Source organism: Leptospira kirschneri serovar Cynopteri str. 3522 CT, from assembly GCF_000243695.2.
Lineage (GTDB): Bacteria > Spirochaetota > Leptospiria > Leptospirales > Leptospiraceae > Leptospira > Leptospira kirschneri.
In genome coordinates, this window is sequence record NZ_AHMN02000010.1 from 179,216 (window position 1) to 200,196 (window position 20,981).

General features: G+C 36.3%; 19 protein-coding genes and 1 other RNA gene. 14 read left to right on the forward strand and 6 right to left on the reverse strand.

The window, feature by feature from the left end; genetic code table 11:
* Window positions 1-18 precede the first annotated feature (18 nt).
* The 3 genes from pdxH (at window position 19) to LEP1GSC049_RS213670 (ending at window position 1,667) form a co-directional block, all read left to right on the forward strand.
* Window positions 19-663, forward strand: a complete 645-nt coding sequence (gene pdxH, locus LEP1GSC049_RS213680; protein ID WP_004750417.1) for a pyridoxamine 5'-phosphate oxidase — start codon at window positions 19-21, stop codon at window positions 661-663.
* A 171-nt stretch (window positions 664-834) separates the two neighbouring features.
* Entirely contained in the window at window positions 835-1,251 is a 417-nt protein-coding gene (locus LEP1GSC049_RS213675) for a hypothetical protein (RefSeq protein WP_016560874.1), read from the forward strand.
* A complete protein-coding gene (locus LEP1GSC049_RS213670; RefSeq protein WP_004762902.1) occupies window positions 1,248-1,667 on the forward strand; it encodes a hypothetical protein in 420 nt (139 codons plus the stop codon). Before LEP1GSC049_RS213675 ends, LEP1GSC049_RS213670 begins: the two co-directional genes overlap by 4 nt.
* A 772-nt stretch (window positions 1,668-2,439) precedes the next feature.
* On the opposite strand, the gene LEP1GSC049_RS213665 is transcribed toward LEP1GSC049_RS213670, so the two are convergent.
* Window positions 2,440-2,844 (reverse strand): hypothetical protein, encoded by a 405-nt coding sequence (locus tag LEP1GSC049_RS213665; RefSeq protein WP_025175826.1) that lies wholly within the window; start codon window positions 2,842-2,844, stop codon window positions 2,440-2,442.
* A 133-nt stretch (window positions 2,845-2,977) separates the two neighbouring features.
* Between LEP1GSC049_RS213665 and LEP1GSC049_RS213660 the strand changes: the two genes are divergently transcribed.
* From LEP1GSC049_RS213660 to LEP1GSC049_RS213645, 4 genes are all read left to right on the forward strand, one after another.
* Window positions 2,978-4,960, forward strand: a complete 1,983-nt coding sequence (locus tag LEP1GSC049_RS213660; RefSeq protein WP_004776913.1) for an acetoacetate--CoA ligase — start codon at window positions 2,978-2,980, stop codon at window positions 4,958-4,960.
* A gap of 548 nt (window positions 4,961-5,508) precedes the next feature.
* Complete coding sequence (locus LEP1GSC049_RS213655) at window positions 5,509-6,501, forward strand: substrate-binding periplasmic protein (RefSeq protein WP_004750306.1); 993 nt, start codon at window positions 5,509-5,511, stop codon at window positions 6,499-6,501.
* A gap of 216 nt (window positions 6,502-6,717) precedes the next feature.
* Window positions 6,718-8,499: a DNA mismatch repair endonuclease MutL gene (gene mutL, locus LEP1GSC049_RS213650; protein WP_004759250.1), complete on the forward strand. Its 1,782-nt coding sequence runs from the start codon at window positions 6,718-6,720 to the stop codon at window positions 8,497-8,499.
* Window positions 8,468-9,088, forward strand: coding sequence for a YqaA family protein (locus LEP1GSC049_RS213645; RefSeq protein WP_004759318.1), 621 nt, complete (start codon window positions 8,468-8,470; stop codon window positions 9,086-9,088). Before mutL ends, LEP1GSC049_RS213645 begins: the two co-directional genes overlap by 32 nt.
* A gap of 113 nt (window positions 9,089-9,201) precedes the next feature.
* On the opposite strand, the gene LEP1GSC049_RS213640 is transcribed toward LEP1GSC049_RS213645, so the two are convergent.
* Window positions 9,202-10,047, reverse strand: coding sequence for a leucine-rich repeat domain-containing protein (locus LEP1GSC049_RS213640; protein WP_016560861.1), 846 nt, complete (start codon window positions 10,045-10,047; stop codon window positions 9,202-9,204).
* A 188-nt stretch (window positions 10,048-10,235) separates the two neighbouring features.
* Between LEP1GSC049_RS213640 and LEP1GSC049_RS213635 the strand changes: the two genes are divergently transcribed.
* Window positions 10,236-10,463 (forward strand): hypothetical protein, encoded by a 228-nt coding sequence (locus LEP1GSC049_RS213635; RefSeq protein WP_004750327.1) that lies wholly within the window; start codon window positions 10,236-10,238, stop codon window positions 10,461-10,463.
* Entirely contained in the window at window positions 10,460-11,731 is a 1,272-nt protein-coding gene (locus LEP1GSC049_RS213630; protein WP_004750374.1) for a replication-associated recombination protein A, read from the forward strand. The genes LEP1GSC049_RS213635 and LEP1GSC049_RS213630 overlap by 4 nt, the downstream gene beginning before the upstream one ends.
* On the opposite strand, the gene LEP1GSC049_RS2000000228325 is transcribed toward LEP1GSC049_RS213630, so the two are convergent.
* Together LEP1GSC049_RS2000000228325 and hisC are read right to left on the reverse strand one after the other, a co-directional pair.
* Window positions 11,732-11,902: a hypothetical protein gene (locus LEP1GSC049_RS2000000228325; protein WP_016748086.1), complete on the reverse strand. Its 171-nt coding sequence runs from the start codon at window positions 11,900-11,902 to the stop codon at window positions 11,732-11,734.
* Between the two features lie 1,194 nt (window positions 11,903-13,096).
* Window positions 13,097-14,209 (reverse strand): histidinol-phosphate transaminase, encoded by a 1,113-nt coding sequence (hisC, locus tag LEP1GSC049_RS213625; protein WP_004750487.1) that lies wholly within the window; start codon window positions 14,207-14,209, stop codon window positions 13,097-13,099.
* A 141-nt stretch (window positions 14,210-14,350) separates the two neighbouring features.
* On the opposite strand from hisC, the gene LEP1GSC049_RS2000000227545 reads away from it, so the two are divergent.
* Window positions 14,351-14,521: a hypothetical protein gene (locus LEP1GSC049_RS2000000227545; RefSeq protein ID WP_004766434.1), complete on the forward strand. Its 171-nt coding sequence runs from the start codon at window positions 14,351-14,353 to the stop codon at window positions 14,519-14,521.
* Between the two features lies 1 nt (window position 14,522).
* On the opposite strand, the gene LEP1GSC049_RS213620 is transcribed toward LEP1GSC049_RS2000000227545, so the two are convergent.
* The gene (locus LEP1GSC049_RS213620; RefSeq protein ID WP_004750525.1) at window positions 14,523-16,115 is read right to left on the reverse strand and encodes a peroxidase family protein; all 1,593 of its coding nucleotides are present in this window, start codon (window positions 16,113-16,115) and stop codon (window positions 14,523-14,525) included.
* Window positions 16,116-16,276: 161 nt separating this feature from the next.
* On the opposite strand from LEP1GSC049_RS213620, the gene LEP1GSC049_RS213615 reads away from it, so the two are divergent.
* Entirely contained in the window at window positions 16,277-17,986 is a 1,710-nt protein-coding gene (locus LEP1GSC049_RS213615; protein ID WP_004759284.1) for a GGDEF/EAL-containing response regulator, read from the forward strand.
* 120 nt (window positions 17,987-18,106) lie between these two features.
* Entirely contained in the window at window positions 18,107-18,496 is a 390-nt protein-coding gene (locus LEP1GSC049_RS213610) for a response regulator (protein ID WP_000356374.1), read from the forward strand.
* 1,029 nt (window positions 18,497-19,525) lie between these two features.
* Here LEP1GSC049_RS213610 and rnpB read toward each other — a convergent pair.
* Window positions 19,526-19,912: RNase P RNA component class A (gene rnpB / locus LEP1GSC049_RS2000000225130), an RNA gene on the reverse strand.
* A gap of 119 nt (window positions 19,913-20,031) precedes the next feature.
* On the opposite strand from rnpB, the gene LEP1GSC049_RS213605 reads away from it, so the two are divergent.
* Together LEP1GSC049_RS213605 and hpf are read left to right on the forward strand one after the other, a co-directional pair.
* Window positions 20,032-20,481, forward strand: a complete 450-nt coding sequence (locus LEP1GSC049_RS213605; RefSeq protein ID WP_004759324.1) for a tetratricopeptide repeat protein — start codon at window positions 20,032-20,034, stop codon at window positions 20,479-20,481.
* Between the two features lie 165 nt (window positions 20,482-20,646).
* A complete protein-coding gene (gene hpf / locus LEP1GSC049_RS213600) occupies window positions 20,647-20,934 on the forward strand; it encodes a ribosome hibernation-promoting factor, HPF/YfiA family (protein WP_004750477.1) in 288 nt (95 codons plus the stop codon).
* Window positions 20,935-20,981 lie beyond the last annotated feature (47 nt).

Here is a 20,981-nt window from a genome sequence, read left to right on the forward strand (position 1 = left end):
TTTTTTTAAATCAATTTTATGGATCCTAAAATTTCAGAAATTAGAAAGAGTTACACACTATCTTCTTTAGAGATAGAAGATGCAGGGGACGATCCGATTTTATTTTTTCAAAAATGGTTTGAGGAAGCCGTCTATTCGGAAGTGTTGGAAGTCAACGCGATGACTCTCGCAACCGTTACTCAAGACGGAAAACCAGACGCTAGAATCGTTTTATTAAAAGGAATTTTGAAGGAATCGTTTCTGTTTTATACAAATTACGAAAGCAGAAAAGGGACGGAATTGGAAACAAACCCAAACGTTTGTCTCGTTTTCTTTTGGCCTGAATTAGAACGTCAGGTTCGTATCGAAGGAAACGTAACTAAAGTTTCCAGAGAAATCTCTAAAGAATACTTTCATTCAAGGCCTAGAGAATCTCAGATCGGTGCGTTAGCCTCACCACAAAGTCAAAAAATTCCTGATCGTAAATTTTTAGAAGAACGTTTTCAGAAATTTACCGATCAATATCAAAATAAGGAAGTGGATCTTCCAAATCATTGGGGAGGTTATGCGGTTTATCCTGATCGGATCGAATTTTGGCAAGGCCGTTCCAGTCGTTTGCACGATAGAATCGTGTTTGTAAGAAATATTTCTTCCTTTTGGGAAAAATTCAGAGTTGCTCCATAAGTATATTTGAATTTTAGAATATTCTTTTTGTTTGATTTTTTTTAACCACTAGGACTGTAAAATTAAATACCTTCGACTTTTATTGTAAAAAACTGTTTGAATGCAGAATGTCATTTACTCATTTATATGTTCTGAGTAATACTATACAAAAGCTCGGAGATCTATTTTGTTGTGCGACATATAAAATATTTACCATTTTTATTTCTAACGTTATTCTTTTTCCATTGTTTGAGACCTTGCAATTGTCCGGATAATGATAGCGAAGACGGAATTGCAATTTTATTTGCAACATATCTTTTAAATCCTCCTACTTTGAATGGAAGATGTGTATCTTCCTCTAGAAGTTATTGTCTTGAGTTTTCAAAAATTCAATACGAAGATGCGGTTGCGGTTTTTTGTAAAAATATGGGAGGTATTTTTGAAATAGATCAATCTTGTGTTCAAACAAATAAAGTAGGTCAATGTTCTTTTGATTCTCCATCTACAAAATCCACTCAGGTCAAATTTTATTATACAACGGTTCCTCAACGCTGGAACTATTCAACTGCAAAAGTAAATTGTGAAAGTAGTGGAGGAGTGTTTTTATGAGATTCAAATCGAAATTATTTTTTTCTTGTACGATCGTCTTTTTGATCACAACTCTGATCGCATATACAATTCTTCCATGTTCTTTTGGTTTAAGTGCCTGTTCTTGTAAACCGACTCGAGGAGAAACGTTGATTAACTCTTTATTATTTTTAACGACTAACTCCGTAAAAACGTCCTGTCATAATATTACGGATTCTGTATGTTATGAGAGTTTTTATTCCGATTCGTTTTCGATTTTATGTAAAATGTCTAATTCTGATGTTCGTTTAAATGACGTCTGTTCTGATCAAAATTCAGTTGGAGATTGTTATCTAGATACTTTACGATTGACGTTTTATAACGACGTCTATACTTTTGAGGCCGCTGAAGATTATTGTAAAAATCAATTGAGAGGTTTTTTTTACAAAAATAGATGATTCGATTTGTTGAAAAATTCCATATCTACGATTAACAAAATAGTTTTATCGATTCGTTTTGCTGATTTCTATAAAATTAAGTACCATCAATTTTTATCGTAAAACACCGCTTCAATGCAAAACATTGTAAACTCTGTTATATAGCTATAAAGAAGTAAAAAGAAGATACTATATCATAATAATATTTTAGAATTTTGCATTTTTACTATTCGAACAATTCTATTCTGAATTTGTTTCAATACTTAAAATGTGGGATCTCACACAAAAAAGTCAACAATCTCAAGTTAGATATAATTTTTTGAGAATCTCTACGTCTTTGTGAAATCGCTAACTTTGGTGATTCTTTCATTTTTTATAAATTAACGCGAGCAGTACGTAAGAAAATCAGAGCGAATCCGGCTTTGCCGGACCGGGCTCTTTGCTTTAGTTCTTTAACGCGACCTGTCGAACGACCGATGGGGAATGAGACGCTGACTTCATTTATCGATCCCTTTCGCCTTAACTCACGTTAAATTAATTTTTTTGAATGTATATATGGGTTATTCGAAATTGTAGATAGTATATTTTTTCAGAGAATACAATTTTTGAAATAAACTGGATGTAGAATCAAATTTTTATCTATCACAAGCGCTAGGGATGTGAAGCGTGCGAAGCAGTCGCCTAAAAGGCGACCGCAGCGCGTAACAAGCCCGGCCTGCGCCTTTTTTATTTTTTGTTTTATTTTTTACGTGTTTTATCAGGCGCAGGAAGCGCCCAAACTTTGAAAGTTTATCTAGATCCAAATATTCAAAAGATAAGCGGTCAAGATGATCGTATAACCTAAACTTAAAAAGAATCCGATCTTGATGGGTTGTGTATGGGTTTTATATCCGGAAAGAAATATATGGAGTGATAAAAATCCGACCGCGATCGTTTCCGCGATTAAGGTTGCAATGACCGGTGGTTGCGGCCCAAAAAATAAAATTAAAATCGCCGGAAGAAATCCTAAAAAACTCATAAACGCTCCCGTTGTGATCCACATCATTAGGATCAATCTGGATTGTCTTTCTTCCGGATATTGAAAAAAACCTACGGCGGCTCCTACGATCAATTGATGAATCAATCCGTGCAACGTATATATAATTCCAGATACAATCAAAATGGTTTCAGCAAAATGGATATGTTCGAATGAGTTCAATTGAATTTCTCTTTTTCGGATCTGTTTTTTCAAAACATAAACGGAGCGGTTCGTTCCTCAATCAAAATTCATGTTGACCCTAGCTTTCTAAAAAAATGATATAGTGAGCTAAAAAAACGGAATCGAGTTTTACATGGATCAATATTTATGGACGCCTTCCTCCGATCGAATTGAGTCTTCTAATCTAGTTCGATATTTTAAATTTCTTAAAGAAAAAAAGAATCTTTCTCTTTCTACTTTTGAAGAACTCAGAGTCTGGTCTGTCAATGAGATAGGATCATTTTGGGAAAGTATCTGGGAATTTTCAGAAGTTGTCCATAGTCAAAAATACGATCTTGTATATCGAAGCGGATCGAATTTTACCGATTCCAAATTTTTTCCCGGTGCGAAACTGAATTTTGCGGAAAATCTTCTTCGTAGAACCGATTCTTTTCCCGCATTGGTTTATAGAGGTGAGGACGGTTCTAAAAGAGAAGTAAGTTATGCGGAATTACGTTCTTACGTAGGTGCGGTCGCAAAGGATCTGAAAAAAAGAGGAGTGATTCCAGGAGATAGGGTCGTTGGTTTGATGCCTAACGTGCCTGAAACCGTGATCGCAATGTTGGCGACTACTTCTATCGGAGCGATTTGGAGTTCTTGTTCTCCCGACTTTGGTGTAAAAGGTGTTTTAGATCGATTTGGTCAAATTGAACCTAAGATTTTATTTACCACGGACTTATATTCTTTCAAAGGTAAACACTTATCTCTTGCCGAAAATTTGACTCAGATTCTTGAATCTATACCTTCTATAGAAGCGGTCATCGTATCTGATTATAAAAATGGAATTTTACATTTTAAAAATCGTACAAAAACGATTCTGCCGGAAAACTACCCTCAACAGAATATTCATTTTTTTGAAACTGTTCTTCTTGAAAATGAAGGAGCCTTTCCTGATTTTTATCAAACGAATTTCGATCATCCGGTTTATATCATGTATTCTTCCGGAACGACTGGTCTTCCTAAATGTATGGTTCAAGGAGTTGGAGTATTTATCAATCATTGGAAAGAATTGGCGCTTCACTGCGATTTGAAACCGGGAGAAAGAATTTTTTATTATACTACGTGCGGTTGGATGATGTGGAACTGGCTTGTAAGTTCCTTGTCGATAGGAGCCACCTTAGTGTTGTTCGACGGAAATCCTTTTTTTCCCACACAGGAAATTTTGTTCCAGATCGCTTCTGAAGAAAAAATCAACGTATTTGGCGTAGGTGCTAAATATATTCTTACATTAGAAAAATCTAAATTTCAACCTAAAGATTTTGACCTTTCCGCTATAAGAACCGTGTTGTCCACAGGTTCTCCTCTTACTACATCCGGTTTTAGATATGTATATCAACATTGGAAAAAGGATCTTCAACTTTCCTCTATTTCGGGAGGAACGGATCTAAATGGATGTTTTGCTTTGGGAAATCCGATTTTGCCGGTTTATGAAGGAGAAATTCAATGCAGAGGTCTCGGAATGGACGTGGAGATCTGGAACGAATCTGCAAAATCCGTAATAGAACAAAAAGGAGAACTAGTATGCAAACAACCTTTTCCTTCTATGCCTCTTTATTTTTGGAAAGATCCGGAAGGAAAAAAATATAAGTCCGCTTATTTTGAATCGTATCCATCGGTTTGGTGTCACGGGGATTTTGCGGAATTAAAAAAGTCCGGAGGGCTTGTGGTTTATGGAAGATCCGATGCAACTCTCAATCCGGGAGGTGTGAGAATCGGAACCTCGGATATTTACGGTCTGATTGAAACTTTTCCAGAAATCGCGGACTCTGTTATCATCGGTCAAGATTGGAAAGAAGACGTGAGAATCGTTTTGTTTTTGAAAATGATTCCTGGAAAAAAATTGGAAGATTCTCTTGTTCAAACTTTAAAAAGGGAAATTAAAGAAAAAATTTCTCCCAAACACGTCCCTTCTAAAATACTTGAGGTCCCGGACATTCCCTATACGATCAATATGAAAAAAGTAGAGATCGCCGTCAAAAAAACGGTACAAGGAGAACCGGTCACAAACAAAGAAGCCTTGAGTAATCCAGATAGTTTAGAATATTATAAAAATATTTTGGAATTAAAAGAGGATTAGAAATAAATTATGTATTTTATATGAAGACACATGAAATTGTATTTATTTTTGAGTTTTTTCGAGAAAAAACTTAGAATCAAAACCGGGACAGATTCTTAACGATTGGTCTTTTTTAGTAAAATAAAGTTGTTGAAAAATTAATTCTCTATCTGTTTTCGTTGTATTGAAATGGATAATTGAAGTAGTTTTGCTACTGATCTCTATAAAAATAAGTACCGTTAATTCTATCACAAAACGCTGATTCCATGTAAAATATTAGGTACTTTATTATATAGTTATGAGTAATATCTATTATAGAATTTTTCAACAAAGTATCGTTACCGTTTTAGTCATCTAGGATTTAAAAATCAAAGTCCAAAAATACTTTTCAAATTGAATATTGGAAAGAGAATCATTTGTGTGAATATAAAATGTCTATTTGAGTTGAGTTTGAAAAAAATCCCAGTGATCCATCAATTGATTACCGTGAATTTTTATTACAAAACACTGATTACTTTATTTTATAGTTCTGAGTAAAAAAAGAAAACGAACAAACAGGAGGAATCTAAATGAATTGGAAACATTTGTTTCTCATTGGAAAAAATATACGATACACTTTAAAAAAGAATCTATCTAGTAATTCGTATTCATCATTCTATATTTTAAGCCGTTTTCAAATCGATTTGAAAAATGGAATTTGGAAAAAACTTGTTTTGATCGGCTCGTTTTACATTTTGTACGGGTATTTTTACTTACAAGCGGAAGATGATACATTCAAATATTATAATTCGTCTAGGCTCAAGGAAATTTTGGAAAAAGGAGAATTAAAAGTTGCAGGAGATTCTTCTTATGAACCTTTTTATATCCCGAACTCTAAAGAAGGGTATCCGGGGTTTGATTACGAATTAGGAAAAGCCTACGCGGATTTTTTAGGAGTAAAGTATAAGTTCATTTCTTATCCGGAGTTCAACGAATTTGCGGAAGCAATTAAAAACAAAGAAGCAGATATTGCGTTATCCGGAATCTCTAGTAATTTAGAAAGATCTAAAAAACTAAAATTTAGCGAGGCTTATTTGGTGGCAACTCCTGCTGCTTTAATTCGAAAATCCGCTTTACCCCCGCCTCCGGAAGGGAATATTATTACGACCCAAAGTTTCAGAAGTATCCTCGATTTGTCCGATTTGAGCGGGGTTACATTTGCAGTTCGATCTTTTTCCAATCGTCACGAGTATCTTTTAAAGAAGTTCAAAAACAATCGAATTTTTACCTATGTGGATACACTTTCCGCTTGGGAAGCGGTCAAAAACGGAACCGCAAATTGTTTAGTCGCAGATTCATTTTATATCAAGGGTATTCTTCTCAAGGACAAATCGATCGCTTCTAATTTCAGACCGCTTTTAGAACCTGTACAAAGAGAAGATATTAGCGCGGCTTTTCCTCAAGGGGACATTTTATTTATTAGAAATTTTGAATTCTTTTTACAAGAGTTGAGTCGCACCGGAGTCCTTCGGGAAATGGAGGATAAGTATTTTAATAAATCGGAATGGGTTCCCGCGCAGTAATTGTTTTGACCGCCCCATTCAGTAAAAGATTTATTTTATAGAGCTTCTCTCGAATAAAAACTAAAAAATGAAATTCTTTCAGAATCGAAAAAACTTTCTTAAAGTTTTGTTTTGAATCTGTCATTGATTGATCCAGTTGAAACAATTCTATTTTAGTGGAATTGATAGATCCCGTTCTTGACAAGTTTGAGAATGGTTCCGACACTGGAAACATCTATGGGAAAAATTCAGGAACTAAGTCCGGAACTAATCAATCAGATTGCGGCTGGAGAAGTTATAGAATCCGCACACTCCGTAGTCAAAGAACTGATGGAAAATTCTATGGATGCGTGTGCCACCCAAGTGGACGTAGAGTCCAAAGACGGGGGACTTTCTCTCTTAAGAATCACCGATAACGGAACCGGAATTGAACCGGAAGATTTAGAACCCGCTTTAAAAAGACACGCTACGAGCAAGATCCAAGATTATAAAGATCTAGAAAGTGTATTGAGTTATGGATTTAGAGGAGAAGCTTTAGCTTCGATCGCTTCTGTATCCCGACTAACGTTAGAAAGTGGCACAAAGGAACAGAAGACTGCTTGGAAGATTGGTTCCATTGCGGGAAAAATTTCCGAAAAAGAGGAAATCCCTGGATTTATCGGAACTAAAATACTTGTAGAAGAATTATTCTTTAACACTCCTGTCCGAAGAAAATTTTTAAAATCCATTCGTTCCGAAGATAAAAAGATCAGAGACCGAGTCACCACCCAAGCACTTGCAAGAGAGGACGTTCGTTTTCGACTTTTTCAAGATGGAAAAGAAGTATTTGTTCTACCGGCGAGAGAAAATAAAAAAGAAAGGATTATAGATTTATTCGGTGAGAATTTTAGAGATCATCTCTTAGAAGTAAGTTTAGAACGCGGAGGAATCCAAGCTACGGGTTATATCAGTGATCCGGACTTTTATAAATCCAATCGAACTGGGCAATTTATATTTATTAATGGAAGGCCGATTGAGATAAAATATAGTTCCGTTCTATTAAAAAAAGCTTATGATGAATTATTGCCCCCGAACGGACATCCGTATTGTTTTTTATTTTTTGAAATTGATCCATCTAGAGTAGATGTAAACGTACATCCCGCAAAAAGAGAAATTCGTTTTTTAGATGAGGATGGATTTAACGGTTTTTTTCTCGCACTGATTCAAAAGGAATTGAGGTCCAGTACTCCTGTCAGTTTTTTAGAATTAAAAAAACGACTTTTAAAACCGGTTCCAGAAGTTCATTCTACTCATTCTTTTTACCAAGCTCGTTCCTCCGGAAAAAATCCTTTATTAGGTCGTGAACTCTTTTCCGGAGTTTCCAAACAGGAAGGATTTGAGTTAGATCGAATGGGGCCGGGAGTTTCTTTATCCGAACTGACGGACGAGAGAGTGAAACATTCTTCCTTCGTGCCTAAAAAACATTTCGGAGTATTGTTTGAAACGTTTATACTTGCAGAAGCCGAGGACGGATTTTATATCATAGACCAACATACAGCACACGAAAGAATACGATATGAAGAGGTTTTAAGAAAACTCGAAAAGAGAAATTACGGAATTCAACCGTTATTGACTCCGATTCGGATCGACGTATCTAAACAGGAACAAGAAGATATCCTAAATCGTAAACAAGAATATGAGGAAGTTGGAATATTCTTAGATCCTTTAGGAGAAGACAGCGTAGTTTTAAGGGAAATTCCTGCCTATATGGAGCCGGGACAAGAAAAAGAAATTGTACTCGATTTTTTAAATAGAACCGAAGGAAAAGAAACCAGCGAACCAGAGTTATACGACCTTATGGCCAAATGTGTGGCTTGTAGATCCGCGATTAAAAAAGGGGATCAACTTTCCGATCCTATTCTGGCGGAAATTTTAAACAGACTGAGTTATTGCGAAAATCCGTCCCGTTGTCCGCACGGAAGACCTACCCTAGTAAAGTTGAGCAGAGATGACCTCGAAAGAATGTTCCACAGAAAATGAAGAAGTTGCCGGAAAAGAACCGGACAGAGTTGTAAGAAAATTATTCCGACAAACGTTAGTCGGAATTGTGATTCTCGTATTAGGAGTGGTTTTTCTTGCAAGAGTGTTTCCGGAACCGGTGCTCGTTGTATCCCAGAAGTTTATAGAAATTACGGGAGTGTTTGGAGTAGGAGTGGGCATTATGCTCGCGGATTCTCTGCACGTATTTATACCGCCGGACGTATTTTTAATGCTCGCGGTGGCCGGAAAGCTCAATTCAGTACTTGTCATCGCTTCTGCTTCGATTGGAAGTTTGATCGGAGGAAGTGTTTCTTATTTAACGGGAAGAATTCTTTTACCGAAGATGGAACGAATTTCTATCTTCGTAAAAAGACACGAACAAAAATTGGAACACTATCTACATCGATATGGATTTTGGGCGGTTGTTTTGGCTGCTTTGACCCCTCTTCCTTATTCTTGGGTATCACTTGCGGCTGGGGCGATGAAAATGAAATATTCACTGTTTTTTAGAGGTTGTCTATTTAGAATTCCGCGTTTTATCATATTCTATTATCTGATTCAATTTGGATGGGTAGGCGGGGGAATGTAAAAGATTTTCATAATATCCTAAATCTTAAAAAATACACTGGTTTGTCCCAAAAAAACAAGATCGGGTTTTTATAATAAAACACATTCACAAAATAGTAGATGCAGTTTGTTACGTTATTCCTTTGTTATTTCGATAAAGTAAATACTTGCTTTGGGAAGTAATTTCTGAATCTTTTTTTCTTGAGACTTCAAAGCCGGTATATCATCTAAATTTAATGTATTTAACTTTTGTAATTTTCCAATTTCTTTTGGAAAAGTTGTGAACTGGTTGTTTTTTAAATATAACTTTTCTAGCTTTTGTAGTTTTCCGATTTCCTTTGGAAGAGTAGTGAGTTGATTCTTCCTTAAATCTAATAACCATAGTTCTTCTAAATATCCGATTTCCTTTGGAAGAGTTGTGAGTTGATTGTTAATTAAATATAACTCTTGTAGCTTTTTTAAATATCCGATTTCTTTAGGAATGGTTGTGAGTTGATTGTCGTTTAAATCCAATACTTGTAACTTTTTCAAATATTCGATTTCTTTTGGAAGAGTAGTGAGTTGATTGTTTCTTAAATCTAGTGATTCTAAATCTTTCAAATACTCAATTTCTTTTGGAAGAGTAGTGAGTTGATTGTTTCTTAAATCTAGTGATTCTAAATCTTTCAAATACTCAATTTCTTTTGGAAGAGTAGTGAGTTGATTGTGATCTAAATATAAGTATCTTAGTTTTTGTAATTTTCCAATTTCTTTAGGAAGAGTTACGAGTTGATTATTGCTTAAATCTAGCGATTCTAATTCTTTTAATTTTTCGATTTCTTTAGGAAGAGTTGTGAGTTGATTCTTACTTAAATCTAAAGTTTGAACATCCATTGGATTTTGAAGAGCTTTGTTTAGATTGTGATAGTGGCCTTTCTCTTCGGCTTTGAGTTGGCTCAAAAAGCAAAGAAGGATTAAAATTACTACTTTTTGTAAGTTCATGGTTTTCATAATTCTAGAGTCATTTAAAAAATCTTTTCTTTTTTGTTATTTGCCTATTGTTATAGTCTTTTTTCTAAAGCGACGGTCTTTTACAAAAATCAAAAGTCTAAACTTAGGTTCGAGATCAAAAAATTTGAGTTTTCGGAAACAAAAGAAAAGAATATTCTGTACTCAAAGGCAGATCTTAATTGGAAACCAATCAACCCAATCTATTTCCAAAAACAAAAGAGGAAATCATAAGAGAAAATTTGGATTTATTTGATCTTCCTATTCGTATCCAGGCATTGATCGAAAACATACTACAGGGGAATATCAGAGAACAATCCTTAGTTTGTTGTCATAGCGCCTGCGACGTATGTAACGCGACTATACGAACCTGTTTTCGTAAGATCAAAAATGAACTGGAACATTCGTGAGCGACCTTTTTACTAAAAAACCGATTCCACCTCTTGCTCATAAAATACGTCCTTCCAGTTTTGAAGAAGTGATCGGACAGTCTAGGGCCACAAAACAACTCGTCAATTACCGATTTCCGGTTTCTATTATCTTATACGGACCACCTGGAACCGGAAAATCCACGTTAGCCGGAATTCTATGCAGAAAATGGAATCTTCCTTTTGTGGAATACAATGCGGTTTCTACTGGAGTAGCAGAGATCAAAAAATTGTTGGAAAGGGCTGAACGAGAAGGAACCATCCTTCTTTTTTTGGATGAAATTCATCGTTTCAGTGCGTCTCAACAAGACAGCCTTTTGAAAGGAGTGGAAACCGGGCATTTAATATTGATCGGCGCCACGACCGAAAATCCGGCGTTTCGAATTACAAGGCCTCTATTGTCCAGATGCCAGATTCTTAAAATAGAACCTCTTAGTTTAGAGGAACAGTCTTCTCTTTTGGAAAGAGGAATTCAAAATATAGAATATTCCATAAATCTAAACAAAGATGCAAAAGAAACTTTGATCCGTTTTTCGGGAGGAGACGGAAGAAAGTTACTTTCTAATTTAGAGGGTTTGAGTTTTAGTTTTCCTGAAAATCATACGATCTCCAAATCGGACGTGGAAGAATATTTGGAAAGTCGTGTAATCGAATATGATAAAAGTGGGGAATCCCATTACGATGTGATTTCTGCGTTTATCAAATCGGTGCGAGGAAGTGATCCGGATGCTGCGTTGTATTATTTAGCCGTTTTACTCGAAGGAGGGGAAGACCCGCTTTTTATTATGCGAAGGCTGATCATTCTCGCGAGTGAAGATGTAGGAAACGCTTCCGTAAACGGATTACCTCTTGCTGTTTCAGGCTTACACGCGTTAGATGCAATTGGAATGCCGGAGGGAAGATTGATTCTTGCTCACGTGACTACATTTTTAGCTTCTTGTCCAAAATCGAATGCGAGTTACAAGGGAATTGGTGCTGCTTTGGCTTTTGTTCGAGAGCACGGAACGGGAATCAAAATTCCGAACCGGCTTAGAAACGCTCCTACCTTTCTTCATAAAAAAGAAGGTGCTTCGAAAGGTTATATTTATCCTCACGATTTTGGGGGATTTAAGGAACAAAATTATTTCCCGGATGAATTTGCCGACAATCCGCCTAAGTTTTATTTTCCAACTGGGAACGGAGCGGAATTAAAGCTGAAAGAATATCTGGACAAGGTTTGGGAAAAAACTCCCTGGAAAAAAGGAAATTAATTATTTATCATAGAGTTCTGGACGAACGATTCTGATTTGTTTAGTTTTGGATTCTGAATTTTCTGGGTCAAATTCGATTGAATTCCGATCTGAGTCCGAATTCTGGCGGTACATCGTCGTGTGTTGTGTTGGCTCTTTTATTTTTTTATATTTATATTCAGAATTGAACATTTTTCCTCATTGGGTCGTAAGACCGGCAAGGTTTAATAAATGTTTCGTTATTTTTGGTAAAAATCTGAATCTTTTTTTAAAGAGAGAATTATAATTCGATTTAAAAATTGCGAATTTTGAGTAGAAGGTGCGTGTGAGTTCCCACATTTTAAAAGTTGTGCCAGTCAAATTACGAAATCTAACGATATTGGCTTTTGGTTTATAGGATTCCCTCTTGATAAATTCGCATGAATTTTTTATAATCTAAGAACTGTATAAAGATTACAAACTGGAATAAATCATTTTTAAATTCTTAAAAAACATGGAGTTTTTACGGCTTAGGTCTCATTGTAAGATTTACGACTTTTAACAATTTAAATGTAAGAGATTCGCTTTATAAAATCCAGACTTTACAATAAAAGTAAAATGTGGAACTCACACAAATCGAGATTTTACAGTTTAATTCCAAAAATGTGGGAACTCTTACTTTTAAAAAATGTCCCAACTTTCTTATATCGAATTTACATTCAGTTATTGCTCGAACAATCTTAAAGAGAGATTGTTTCAAACGTTAGATACTTTAAAAAGCCAAGTAAGAGTCAATCTTTGAGAACTTCTGCATCTTTGTAAAATCGCCCTTAAATTTTTAATACGATTTTTATACATCTGAATCAAATAAACGGTCGATTCTTAATTAGTCGTCCCTGAAAAAGAGTTACAATAGCGAATAACGCAAAAGGGATCGTGTTAAAGAACTAAAGCAGAACGACTCCCTACCATAACCAACCCCACAAGTATTTAGATTTCAATATTAAATCTTGTGGGAATTACGACAAATCCTCTGTAAAACTAGTTCCCACTCCACAACGCGATTCATAGAGAGCGTTGTGTTGAGTTTCAAACGCGATTAATAGAGAGCGTTGTACTTTAGTTTTCCTTATTTTTGGGCGGCAACTCAATGAATTGCTTCCCATGGGTCGCAATTCAGGTGGAGACGTTCGGAAAAATTTTCTCTATCAGAAAAACATACTTTTTGCAAGTAAAAAATCTCATTCTTGTCGGAACACTTGAAAGATGTGTGTTTTGGGTTGCGTTCTATATTAAAACTAAAGGCGATTCTTATATAATGTTTTATGAATGCAATTTATTGAACAAAGCTAAAGAGTCCGACTTGCCTGTGGCAAGTCGATTCGCTCTGAGCCCTGCTCACGTTAATTAACGAAATTCTTTTTCTAAAGCTTCTAAAACTAGATCGTTTTGTTCCGGTCTACCGATCGTGATTCGGATCGCATTCAGGTCGTAACTTTTTAAATCTCGTAGAATAATTCCTTGTTTTAAAAGGGAATTGGAAATTTCGGAGGAAGATTTACCACGCTTTCTTGCAAAAAATGTAATGAAGTTCGCATAAGAATCAATAAACTCTATACTTTGTTCGGCGGCGAATTTTTCATATCGTTTCATCTCATTCCAATTATTTTCCAGATACGATTTCACGTGAGACTCATTTTTAAGCGCTTCCGTGGCGGCGAGAGCGGAAAGATTAGTTACACTAAAAGGAGGACGCATCTTATATAAATTGGAAATCAGTTCCCGGTTTCCGATCCCGTAACCGATCCTCATTCCACCCAGTCCATAAACTTTGGAAAAAGTACCCGTATAAAAAACGTTTGGAAAAAGATCAGTAACTTCCTTAGCAGGAATAAACTTATTCGGATCTTTTTTACTTCCGAATTCCATATAAGCAGCGTCAATTACGACTAACGTGTCTGGAGAAATTCTACTTAAAAACTCATAAACGTCTGATTTAGAAAGGGCGTCTCCGGCAGGGTTGGAAGGAGTACATAAGAAAATAATCTTAGGTCGAATCAATTTTGCCAAATCTAAGAAAGCGTTCAAATCGTGAGTAACGCTCTCTGTGGAATGAACTTTAGCTCCGCACTGTAGAGCGTAAATTTTATACATCGCAAAAGTAATGCGGTTGATCAGAACGGAATCACCCTGATCTAAAACACATCTGCAAACAAAGTCTAAAACTTGATCGCTTCCATTTCCCGGAATGATTCGATCCAAAGTAAGATCGAACTTAGAACAAAGGGCTGTTTTAAAATCCAGATAAGAATCGTCCGGATAAAAAGACATTTTCGAAGCTGCTCGCCGAACTACTTCCATAACGGACTCTGCACAACCGAACGGATTTTCGTTCGAACCTAATTTGATTATATGATTCGGATCAATCCCGAATTCTCGAACTACAAGTTCGATCGGTTTTCCGGCTTCGTAACTTTTGAGGGAGTTCAATATAGATCGAAATGAAATCATCACTCCCATGCTTTTGGATGGGAAAAATTTTGGAAATCGATTTAAGAATCAATTTGTATCGAACTCCGGAAAAAAATATTTTCATTCGTTATATTCCGAATTTTTTTTTCTTCTAATTCCGGGTATTCGTTAGAGAGCTTGGTGATAAAAATGAAAGACTCGTTGTTTCACGGAGATAATAAAGGAAAAGATCTGGAATATTTAAAAGATCTTTTAGACGGAGACCTCTTAATACAAGAGATATTGGAGTCGTTCGAAAATTTCGATCGCCTGGTAGGAAATGAAATTCAAGAATTTTTCCCGCCAAAAGACGATTTATAGATTAACTCGTAAGTTTTAAATATGTAGAAGTAAAGTCTTCGAAAAACTTAGATGGGTCCAGGGCATAATCCAACACAAAGGCTCTGGATTGGTCGTTTTTCAAAAGTTCTCTATCGTTCGGAATCAATAACGGGCCTTCTAATCCCGCTTTGAGAAGAACGTGAAAATAACTATTATCAAAGTTATAAGGGTTCGAAGTAAACGATTCTCCACCTAACCATCCGATTGTACGAGCTCCTGAAATTAGAACAACATCTCTAATATCTAGTTTCATTTTTTGAAGATATGGAAGTTGATCTTTTTGGGTCTGCATACTCAGAGGAAGAATCTGAAACACTTCGCTTAACAATTGATCTTTTCTTCCAGGTTGAATCTGGATTCTAGGCCCACCCGATTTTTCGATAGCGACCGCACCGGCGAGAGCTAAAAGATCTGCAAAGGAAAAAGAATTTTGAAATTGTTCGTTAAACGTATCTTTGATTTGATAAAAATTTTGAACCAAATCTCCGTTTTCCGGAAGTTTGGAAAACTTTTGAAAAGAGTTTGCAGCAGAAAGCCCGATCCAGTTTTGATTTTCGTCAAAAAGACAAGAAAGGTGATAAACTAGCTTCAACCAACTTCCTACTTCTCGAACGAGTATAATCCTTCGGAGAGAATTTTTGGCTTCTTCCCAGAGGTTTGCGTCAACTTTTTCCAAAATTTCTTGAATCTCGTAAAGTTTATGGTTTCCGGTTTTTCCTTTGAGTTGTGTGGAAAAAACTCTCCCTTTGACAACTCTTTCTTTTACTTGTCTGTAGAGAGATTCGGAAATCAAAACGGAAGCGCCCGATTTTTTGGTTTTAGATTCGATCCTGCTCGCCATGTTTACGGAATCGCCGATGGCCGTGTAGGACATATTTGCAGGATGACCTAATTGTCCTAATATACAATTTCCGTAATGTACTCCTACACCGATACGAAACGAAGTATGAAAATGAGATTTTAGATATTCGTTAAGGGAATAAAGTTCTAACTCCATCTCTTTGGCGGCGCGCAGAGCGGAGATACAAATTTCTTGAGGAGAACCACCGTCAACACCGAAGAGGGCCATAAGTCCGTCTCCGATGTATTTATCTATCTTACCTCCGTGTTTTAAAATCACATCCCCCATTTTATAAAAATATCGATTGAGTATATGGATGACGTCGTAAGGGAGGTGTGATTCGGAGAATAGAGTAAAGTCCCGAATATCGCTGAAAAGGATCGCGATTTCTTTTTCTTCTCCTGAAGTTGTGGCTGATCCTGGGATTGTAAGATTATAGTCTTCTTCGTCTAAAACGATTCTTCGAATTCGAACGTCGCCTAAAACTTTTGTCTGGCACGCAAGTCGAACGGATTTGGGAAAACCTTTTTTTTGAGAGAGTTCTTTCTCTTTTGGTTCCGGAGGAGATAGATGAGAAGGGTTTTCCAAAACCAGAACTCGACAAGTGGAACATCGAGCGTTTCCGCCGCAGGCGTGTGTATGTGGAATACCATTGTTTAGACTAATTTCTAACAGGTTCTGGGGTTTAGATAAACTAATTTCTTTTTCGTTTTCAAAATTTACAAGAATCATTAAAACCTACCGGATTTCACGAATATATAAAAAAATAATTGGCGTCCTATATGGAAGGGTAGAGAATTACAGACTCGCTTGTCAATAGAAGAACTCGGCAGGTTCTGTTCTAAAGGATCGTGAAAGTAGCGTTAAACGAATTGCCATTTTAGGAAAGTCGAATGGACGGAAATATAAATTCTCAGGAAGAAAATAGGGATTCTAGACCGATCATATTATTGGTAGACGATGAACCGATCATATTGAGAGGACTAAAAGAACAACTCAAACTTGCATTTGGTAAGGACTACGACATTGAAATCGCCGAAGACGCTGAAGCCGCCTGGGAAATTTTAGAAGAATACGTAGAGAAAGGAATCGATATTCCGGTTGTAGTATGCGATCAAGTGATGCCCGGAGTAAAAGGAGACGAGTTACTCATTCGGATCCACAATAAAAAACCGGATATACGAAAGATTATGCTTACCGGACAGGCTTCTGCGGATGCAGTGGGTAACGCTTTAAATCACGCAAATTTATACAGATATTTATCCAAACCTTGGGATTCCAACGATTTGATCCTTACGATCCGAGAGGCGTTAAAATCGTATTTTTCGGATCTTTCTCTTGTTGAACTCAATCGAAAATTGGAAACTACATTACTTTATAACCGGGAAACGGGTCGTCCCAATTTCGAAAGCCTAAGAAGAATATTAGAAGAAAGGGAGACCCAAGGAATCCAGTCTACTCTTGCCGTAATTCGAATCGAATCCTCTACGGCCACAACTCATCATTTTGGAGTAGGAGTATATCATAAAGTACTAAATCAACTTCTAGCTGCACTTTCTTCATTTATGGGGGATTCGGGCAGTTTGTTTCATCTTTATCAGGACGAGGTGGCCGTACTTTCCAACGTAGACGAAGATAGATTTCATTCTCTTTTGGTGGCGTTTAGAATACTCCTCAGATCGGAGTATATCCAAGCGGACGGGGTTGCCTTTCGAGTAAACGTATCTATAGGAGTGGCGACTCATCAACATTCTCTTTATTATAAGGCCAGGATAGCGATGATGCACGCGGCTCAAAACGTTGAACTTGAACTGATGAACTATTCACAGACGATGGAAGAGGGGGATCAGTATCAGATCAATCTTATCTTAGGAAGAAAGTTAAACGACGCGATACACGTAGGTAACGTAATACCTTATTTCCAAGGAATCTACGACAACGAATTAGAGAAGATTACAAAATTTGAATGTCTTGCGAGAATTCAGGATGGAGACAGGGTATATTCTCCGGCGAGTTTTATATCGATCGCGAGATCTACCGGGATCATCCGTCTTTTGACTCCTATCATGATCGAAAAATCGATTCGGTATTTTGCACAGTATCCCGAATATTCGTTTTCGGTGAATATATCGGAATCGGATCTGGAAAAAAAAGGTTTTGCTTCTTGGGTTATCAGTCGTTTAGAACATTATGAAATTGTACCGGAAAGATTTACTTTGGAAATTCTAGAAACGGATCGTTTGCGGGGAGGAGAAAGAGGACTTGAAACCTTAAAAGAATTGAAGGAATCCGGTTGTAAGATTGCGATAGACGACTTCGGAGTAGACCAATCTAACTTTGAGAGATTGATGGAAATCGATCCAGACTTTATCAAGATAGACGGTAAATTTATACAAGGGATTCATATGAGTAGAACTCCATATCTACTCACTTCTGCGATGACGGAGATGGCACATCGTATCGGAGCGAAAGTAATTGCCGAATTTGTAGCGGGAAAAGGAGAATTTGACACGGTTCGTTCCTTAGGTGTGGAATATTGTCAGGGATATTATATTATGCAGCCGGTACCTGAAATTTTTCCAGTTCCTCAAGTTTCTGTTTAAAGGATGAAAACGTTTTTTCTAAAATTCGCTTGTCATTATTTTTTTTCTAAATAATCTAATGCTTTGCGATTTTTGACGATTTAGCGAGTCGAATGAATTAGGTGAGGGTGAGTACTTCAATTGGATAAAGCGATTCTTTTTGTGGATGATGAGGCTCTGATCCTAATGAGCATGAAGTCTCAAGTGAAACGTCACTTTGGAGAAGGTTATAGATATGAAACCGCTCTTGATGCAGGTGAGGCGTGGCAAATTATTGAAGAATTGGTTCATGAAGATGTCAGAATTCTAATTATCATTTCTGATTGGTTGATGCCTAACGTCAAAGGTGATGAATTTTTAAGACAGGTTCATCATAAGTATCCTGATATACAAAAAGTGATCGTTACCGGTCATGCGGATGACTCTTCTATCGAAGCATTAAAAAAAGAAATCAATCTTCGTTCTTATCTGAAAAAACCTTGGGACGAAAGAGAATTGGTTTCAACGATTACTACTGCTTTGAGTAATTAGAGCTTAAACTCCAGATATTAAATTTTATTAATATATAATATATATTGTATTGGCATTTCTTTTCGTGGTAAAACTGGAACATCCATCTGGTTTGATTTAAAATTAAAAAATAGTTTCATTTTTAGCAATAAGGCTATTGAAAAATTAATTTTCCGTTTGTTCGTTGTATTGAAATGGATTATTGAAGTAGTTTTATTAATCGTTGCATAGAATTTTCAAAAACTCTATTTTATAAATGGACTTGACATTAGTTGTTGTAGTAAAGCTGAAACGTTCGTCTGATTTTGTTTAAAATTAAAAACGATTTCATTTTTACTCAAGAACTACATAATAAAATACTTATTTAATGTGAGTTCGATGTAAAGAATCCGTGATTCTAAAAAAAAGTTGGAATCTGAATTTTATAGATCGATTCCTTAAATGTGGGAACTACCACAATTTAAAAAATAGAAATTTATAACAATTGAACCTGTCATATTCAGGTGTAGGAACACCGTACAAAACTTAGGTTTGTCTGTAAAATGGTATGGGAATTCCTTTAAATCACGATTTTACGAACAAATTTAAAAATGTAGGAACTCATACTTTTAGAAAAGTTTTTCTCAACTGAACTCACGTTTACTACTCGAACAATACTACCCAAGTTTGTTTCCAAAGTTAGAATACTACCTCCTTTAAAAAACAGCCAATAGTTCCGAGTTAGATGCAATTTTTGAGGATTTCTGTATTTTTGCAAAATAGACGGTTCATTTCGGGTACGTCCGAGTAAAAAATAAGATTTAAGTTTTGATAATGGCCGTAAAACAGCGGTTTTATACAAAAATTGGATGGACGATGGTTCTTTATGGTAGTTCCCACAATTTTCAAAGTTTAACTGGTAAATCTACGATTTGTGAGAGTTCCCACAGATTAAGTTACATAATAAATTTTTAAACATTTATTTTTTATGGAAAAATCAGGTTTTTATAAGACAAATCTCTTACGACCTGCTCACGTTATGCTGGGATCATAAAATCCAAAGTAAAAACTACGGGCATTCTGTCTATAAGCCGGATTCTGTCCTCTCCGAAGAGATGGATGATCATTTATCTTGCTTCGAAAGTTACCGATCGAAGTCCTTGCTCTCTACCCGCAGCCCTGCGGAAACTACAAATAGGCTGCCTATTTGAGATTGCACCCGGGAGGGTTTACCATTCCCGATTTCTCTCGAAATCGTAGGTGGGCTCTTACCCCACCATTTCACCCTTACCTTGAATCAAGGCGGTATCCTTTCTGTTGCACTTTCCATATTCTTTACCCTGAGATTGCTCTCAAAGTAGAAAATTCCGGGGATTACCCGGTCCCGTGTTTCCAGGTGTCCGGACTTTCCTCACCCTTTTTGTTTCCAAAAAGAAGCGCGATCATCCGACAGAATGCTTGATTTTAACTATTTTTTAAAAGCTTAAAGAAAACGAGAAAAAAAGAAAGAATCTTTATAAATTTTGGCACGCGGCTTGCATATATCTATACAAGAACACTGGAATTGAGGTGATAAGATGAACAAGTTTGCGGCAATTGCTCTTTTTTTAAGCATTTTTACCGGACTTTATGCTACTTCAGAAGCCGAAAGGGTAGAGGAAGAGCTTAATAAGTTTACACCTCAGAACGAAATCCAACTTGCAAATAAACTCAGTGCTTTGGGAACTCTGAAACAAAAAGTGAGAGATTATCATTCTGCAATCGATCTTTATAACCAATCCCTTCATGTTCGTGAAAAGATGGGAGAAAAAGAATCCTCCGGTTACGCTCTGGTTCTCTATCTCAAATCCATTTCGGAGTTCCGCCAAGGAAAATATTGTTCCGCACTTGAGAACATCAAAAACGTAATTTCTATCTATCAAAAAATCGGAGATATCGATTCTGCTCTCAATGCGGAAGAAGAAGCCTACAAAAGATACCAAGAAGCTTGTTCCATTCATATGGAGAATGTTGCAAAGGCAGAATAATTTTAAGTTTCGAATTCATCCCATCTCTAGTTCTAACTGACTTGACCCCGCCCTGAAAAGGGCGGGATTTTTTTTGATTTGACTCTCTTCATTTCAAGACTAACCTGAAACTCCGGATGCTGTTATTTCAATAGATCTAAATACAAAAATAATTCGGAGCAGCGTATGAAAATAAATTATAATTGGAAAAACGTAGATCATTCTAAAGCCGCTGAAAAATATGCAAATAACAAACTAGATCGAGTTTCAAAATATCTTCATACGGTTCAATCCTTTGAAATTTCTTTCGAAATGATTCACGGAGAAGTCACCGCAAATCTGAATCTACACGGAGACGGTAATAAATTCAACGCACAAAATTCAGACAAGGATATATATGCTTGTATTGACGGTTTAGAAGATAAAATCGTTAAACAAGTCAGTAAACATCACGATAAGAAAGCGAATCATTAAATCGTCCGGTGGAGTCCTTCCGCCGGATTTCAAGTTAAATATCCGAA

What these genes read in the sequence shown, in the direction of transcription:
- LEP1GSC049_RS213605 (WP_004759324.1), top strand. Translation starts at nt 20,032, where the DNA reads ATGAACAAGTTTGCGGCAATTGCTCTTTTTTTAAGCATTTTTACCGGA.
- LEP1GSC049_RS2000000228325 (WP_016748086.1), bottom strand. Translation starts at nt 11,902, where the DNA reads ATGTTCAATTCTGAATATAAATATAAAAAAATAAAAGAGCCAACACAA.
- LEP1GSC049_RS213615 (WP_004759284.1), top strand. Translation starts at nt 16,277, where the DNA reads ATGGACGGAAATATAAATTCTCAGGAAGAAAATAGGGATTCTAGACCG.
- LEP1GSC049_RS213640 (WP_016560861.1), bottom strand. Translation starts at nt 10,047, where the DNA reads ATGAACTTACAAAAAGTAGTAATTTTAATCCTTCTTTGCTTTTTGAGC.
- LEP1GSC049_RS213645 (WP_004759318.1), top strand. Translation starts at nt 8,468, where the DNA reads ATGACCTCGAAAGAATGTTCCACAGAAAATGAAGAAGTTGCCGGAAAA.
- mutL (WP_004759250.1), top strand. Translation starts at nt 6,718, where the DNA reads ATGGGAAAAATTCAGGAACTAAGTCCGGAACTAATCAATCAGATTGCG.
- LEP1GSC049_RS213660 (WP_004776913.1), top strand. Translation starts at nt 2,978, where the DNA reads ATGGATCAATATTTATGGACGCCTTCCTCCGATCGAATTGAGTCTTCT.
- LEP1GSC049_RS213655 (WP_004750306.1), top strand. Translation starts at nt 5,509, where the DNA reads ATGAATTGGAAACATTTGTTTCTCATTGGAAAAAATATACGATACACT.
- pdxH (WP_004750417.1), top strand. Translation starts at nt 19, where the DNA reads ATGGATCCTAAAATTTCAGAAATTAGAAAGAGTTACACACTATCTTCT.
- LEP1GSC049_RS2000000227545 (WP_004766434.1), top strand. Translation starts at nt 14,351, where the DNA reads ATGAAAGACTCGTTGTTTCACGGAGATAATAAAGGAAAAGATCTGGAA.
- LEP1GSC049_RS213670 (WP_004762902.1), top strand. Translation starts at nt 1,248, where the DNA reads ATGAGATTCAAATCGAAATTATTTTTTTCTTGTACGATCGTCTTTTTG.
- hisC (WP_004750487.1), bottom strand. Translation starts at nt 14,209, where the DNA reads ATGGGAGTGATGATTTCATTTCGATCTATATTGAACTCCCTCAAAAGT.
- LEP1GSC049_RS213620 (WP_004750525.1), bottom strand. Translation starts at nt 16,115, where the DNA reads ATGATTCTTGTAAATTTTGAAAACGAAAAAGAAATTAGTTTATCTAAA.
- hpf (WP_004750477.1), top strand. Translation starts at nt 20,647, where the DNA reads ATGAAAATAAATTATAATTGGAAAAACGTAGATCATTCTAAAGCCGCT.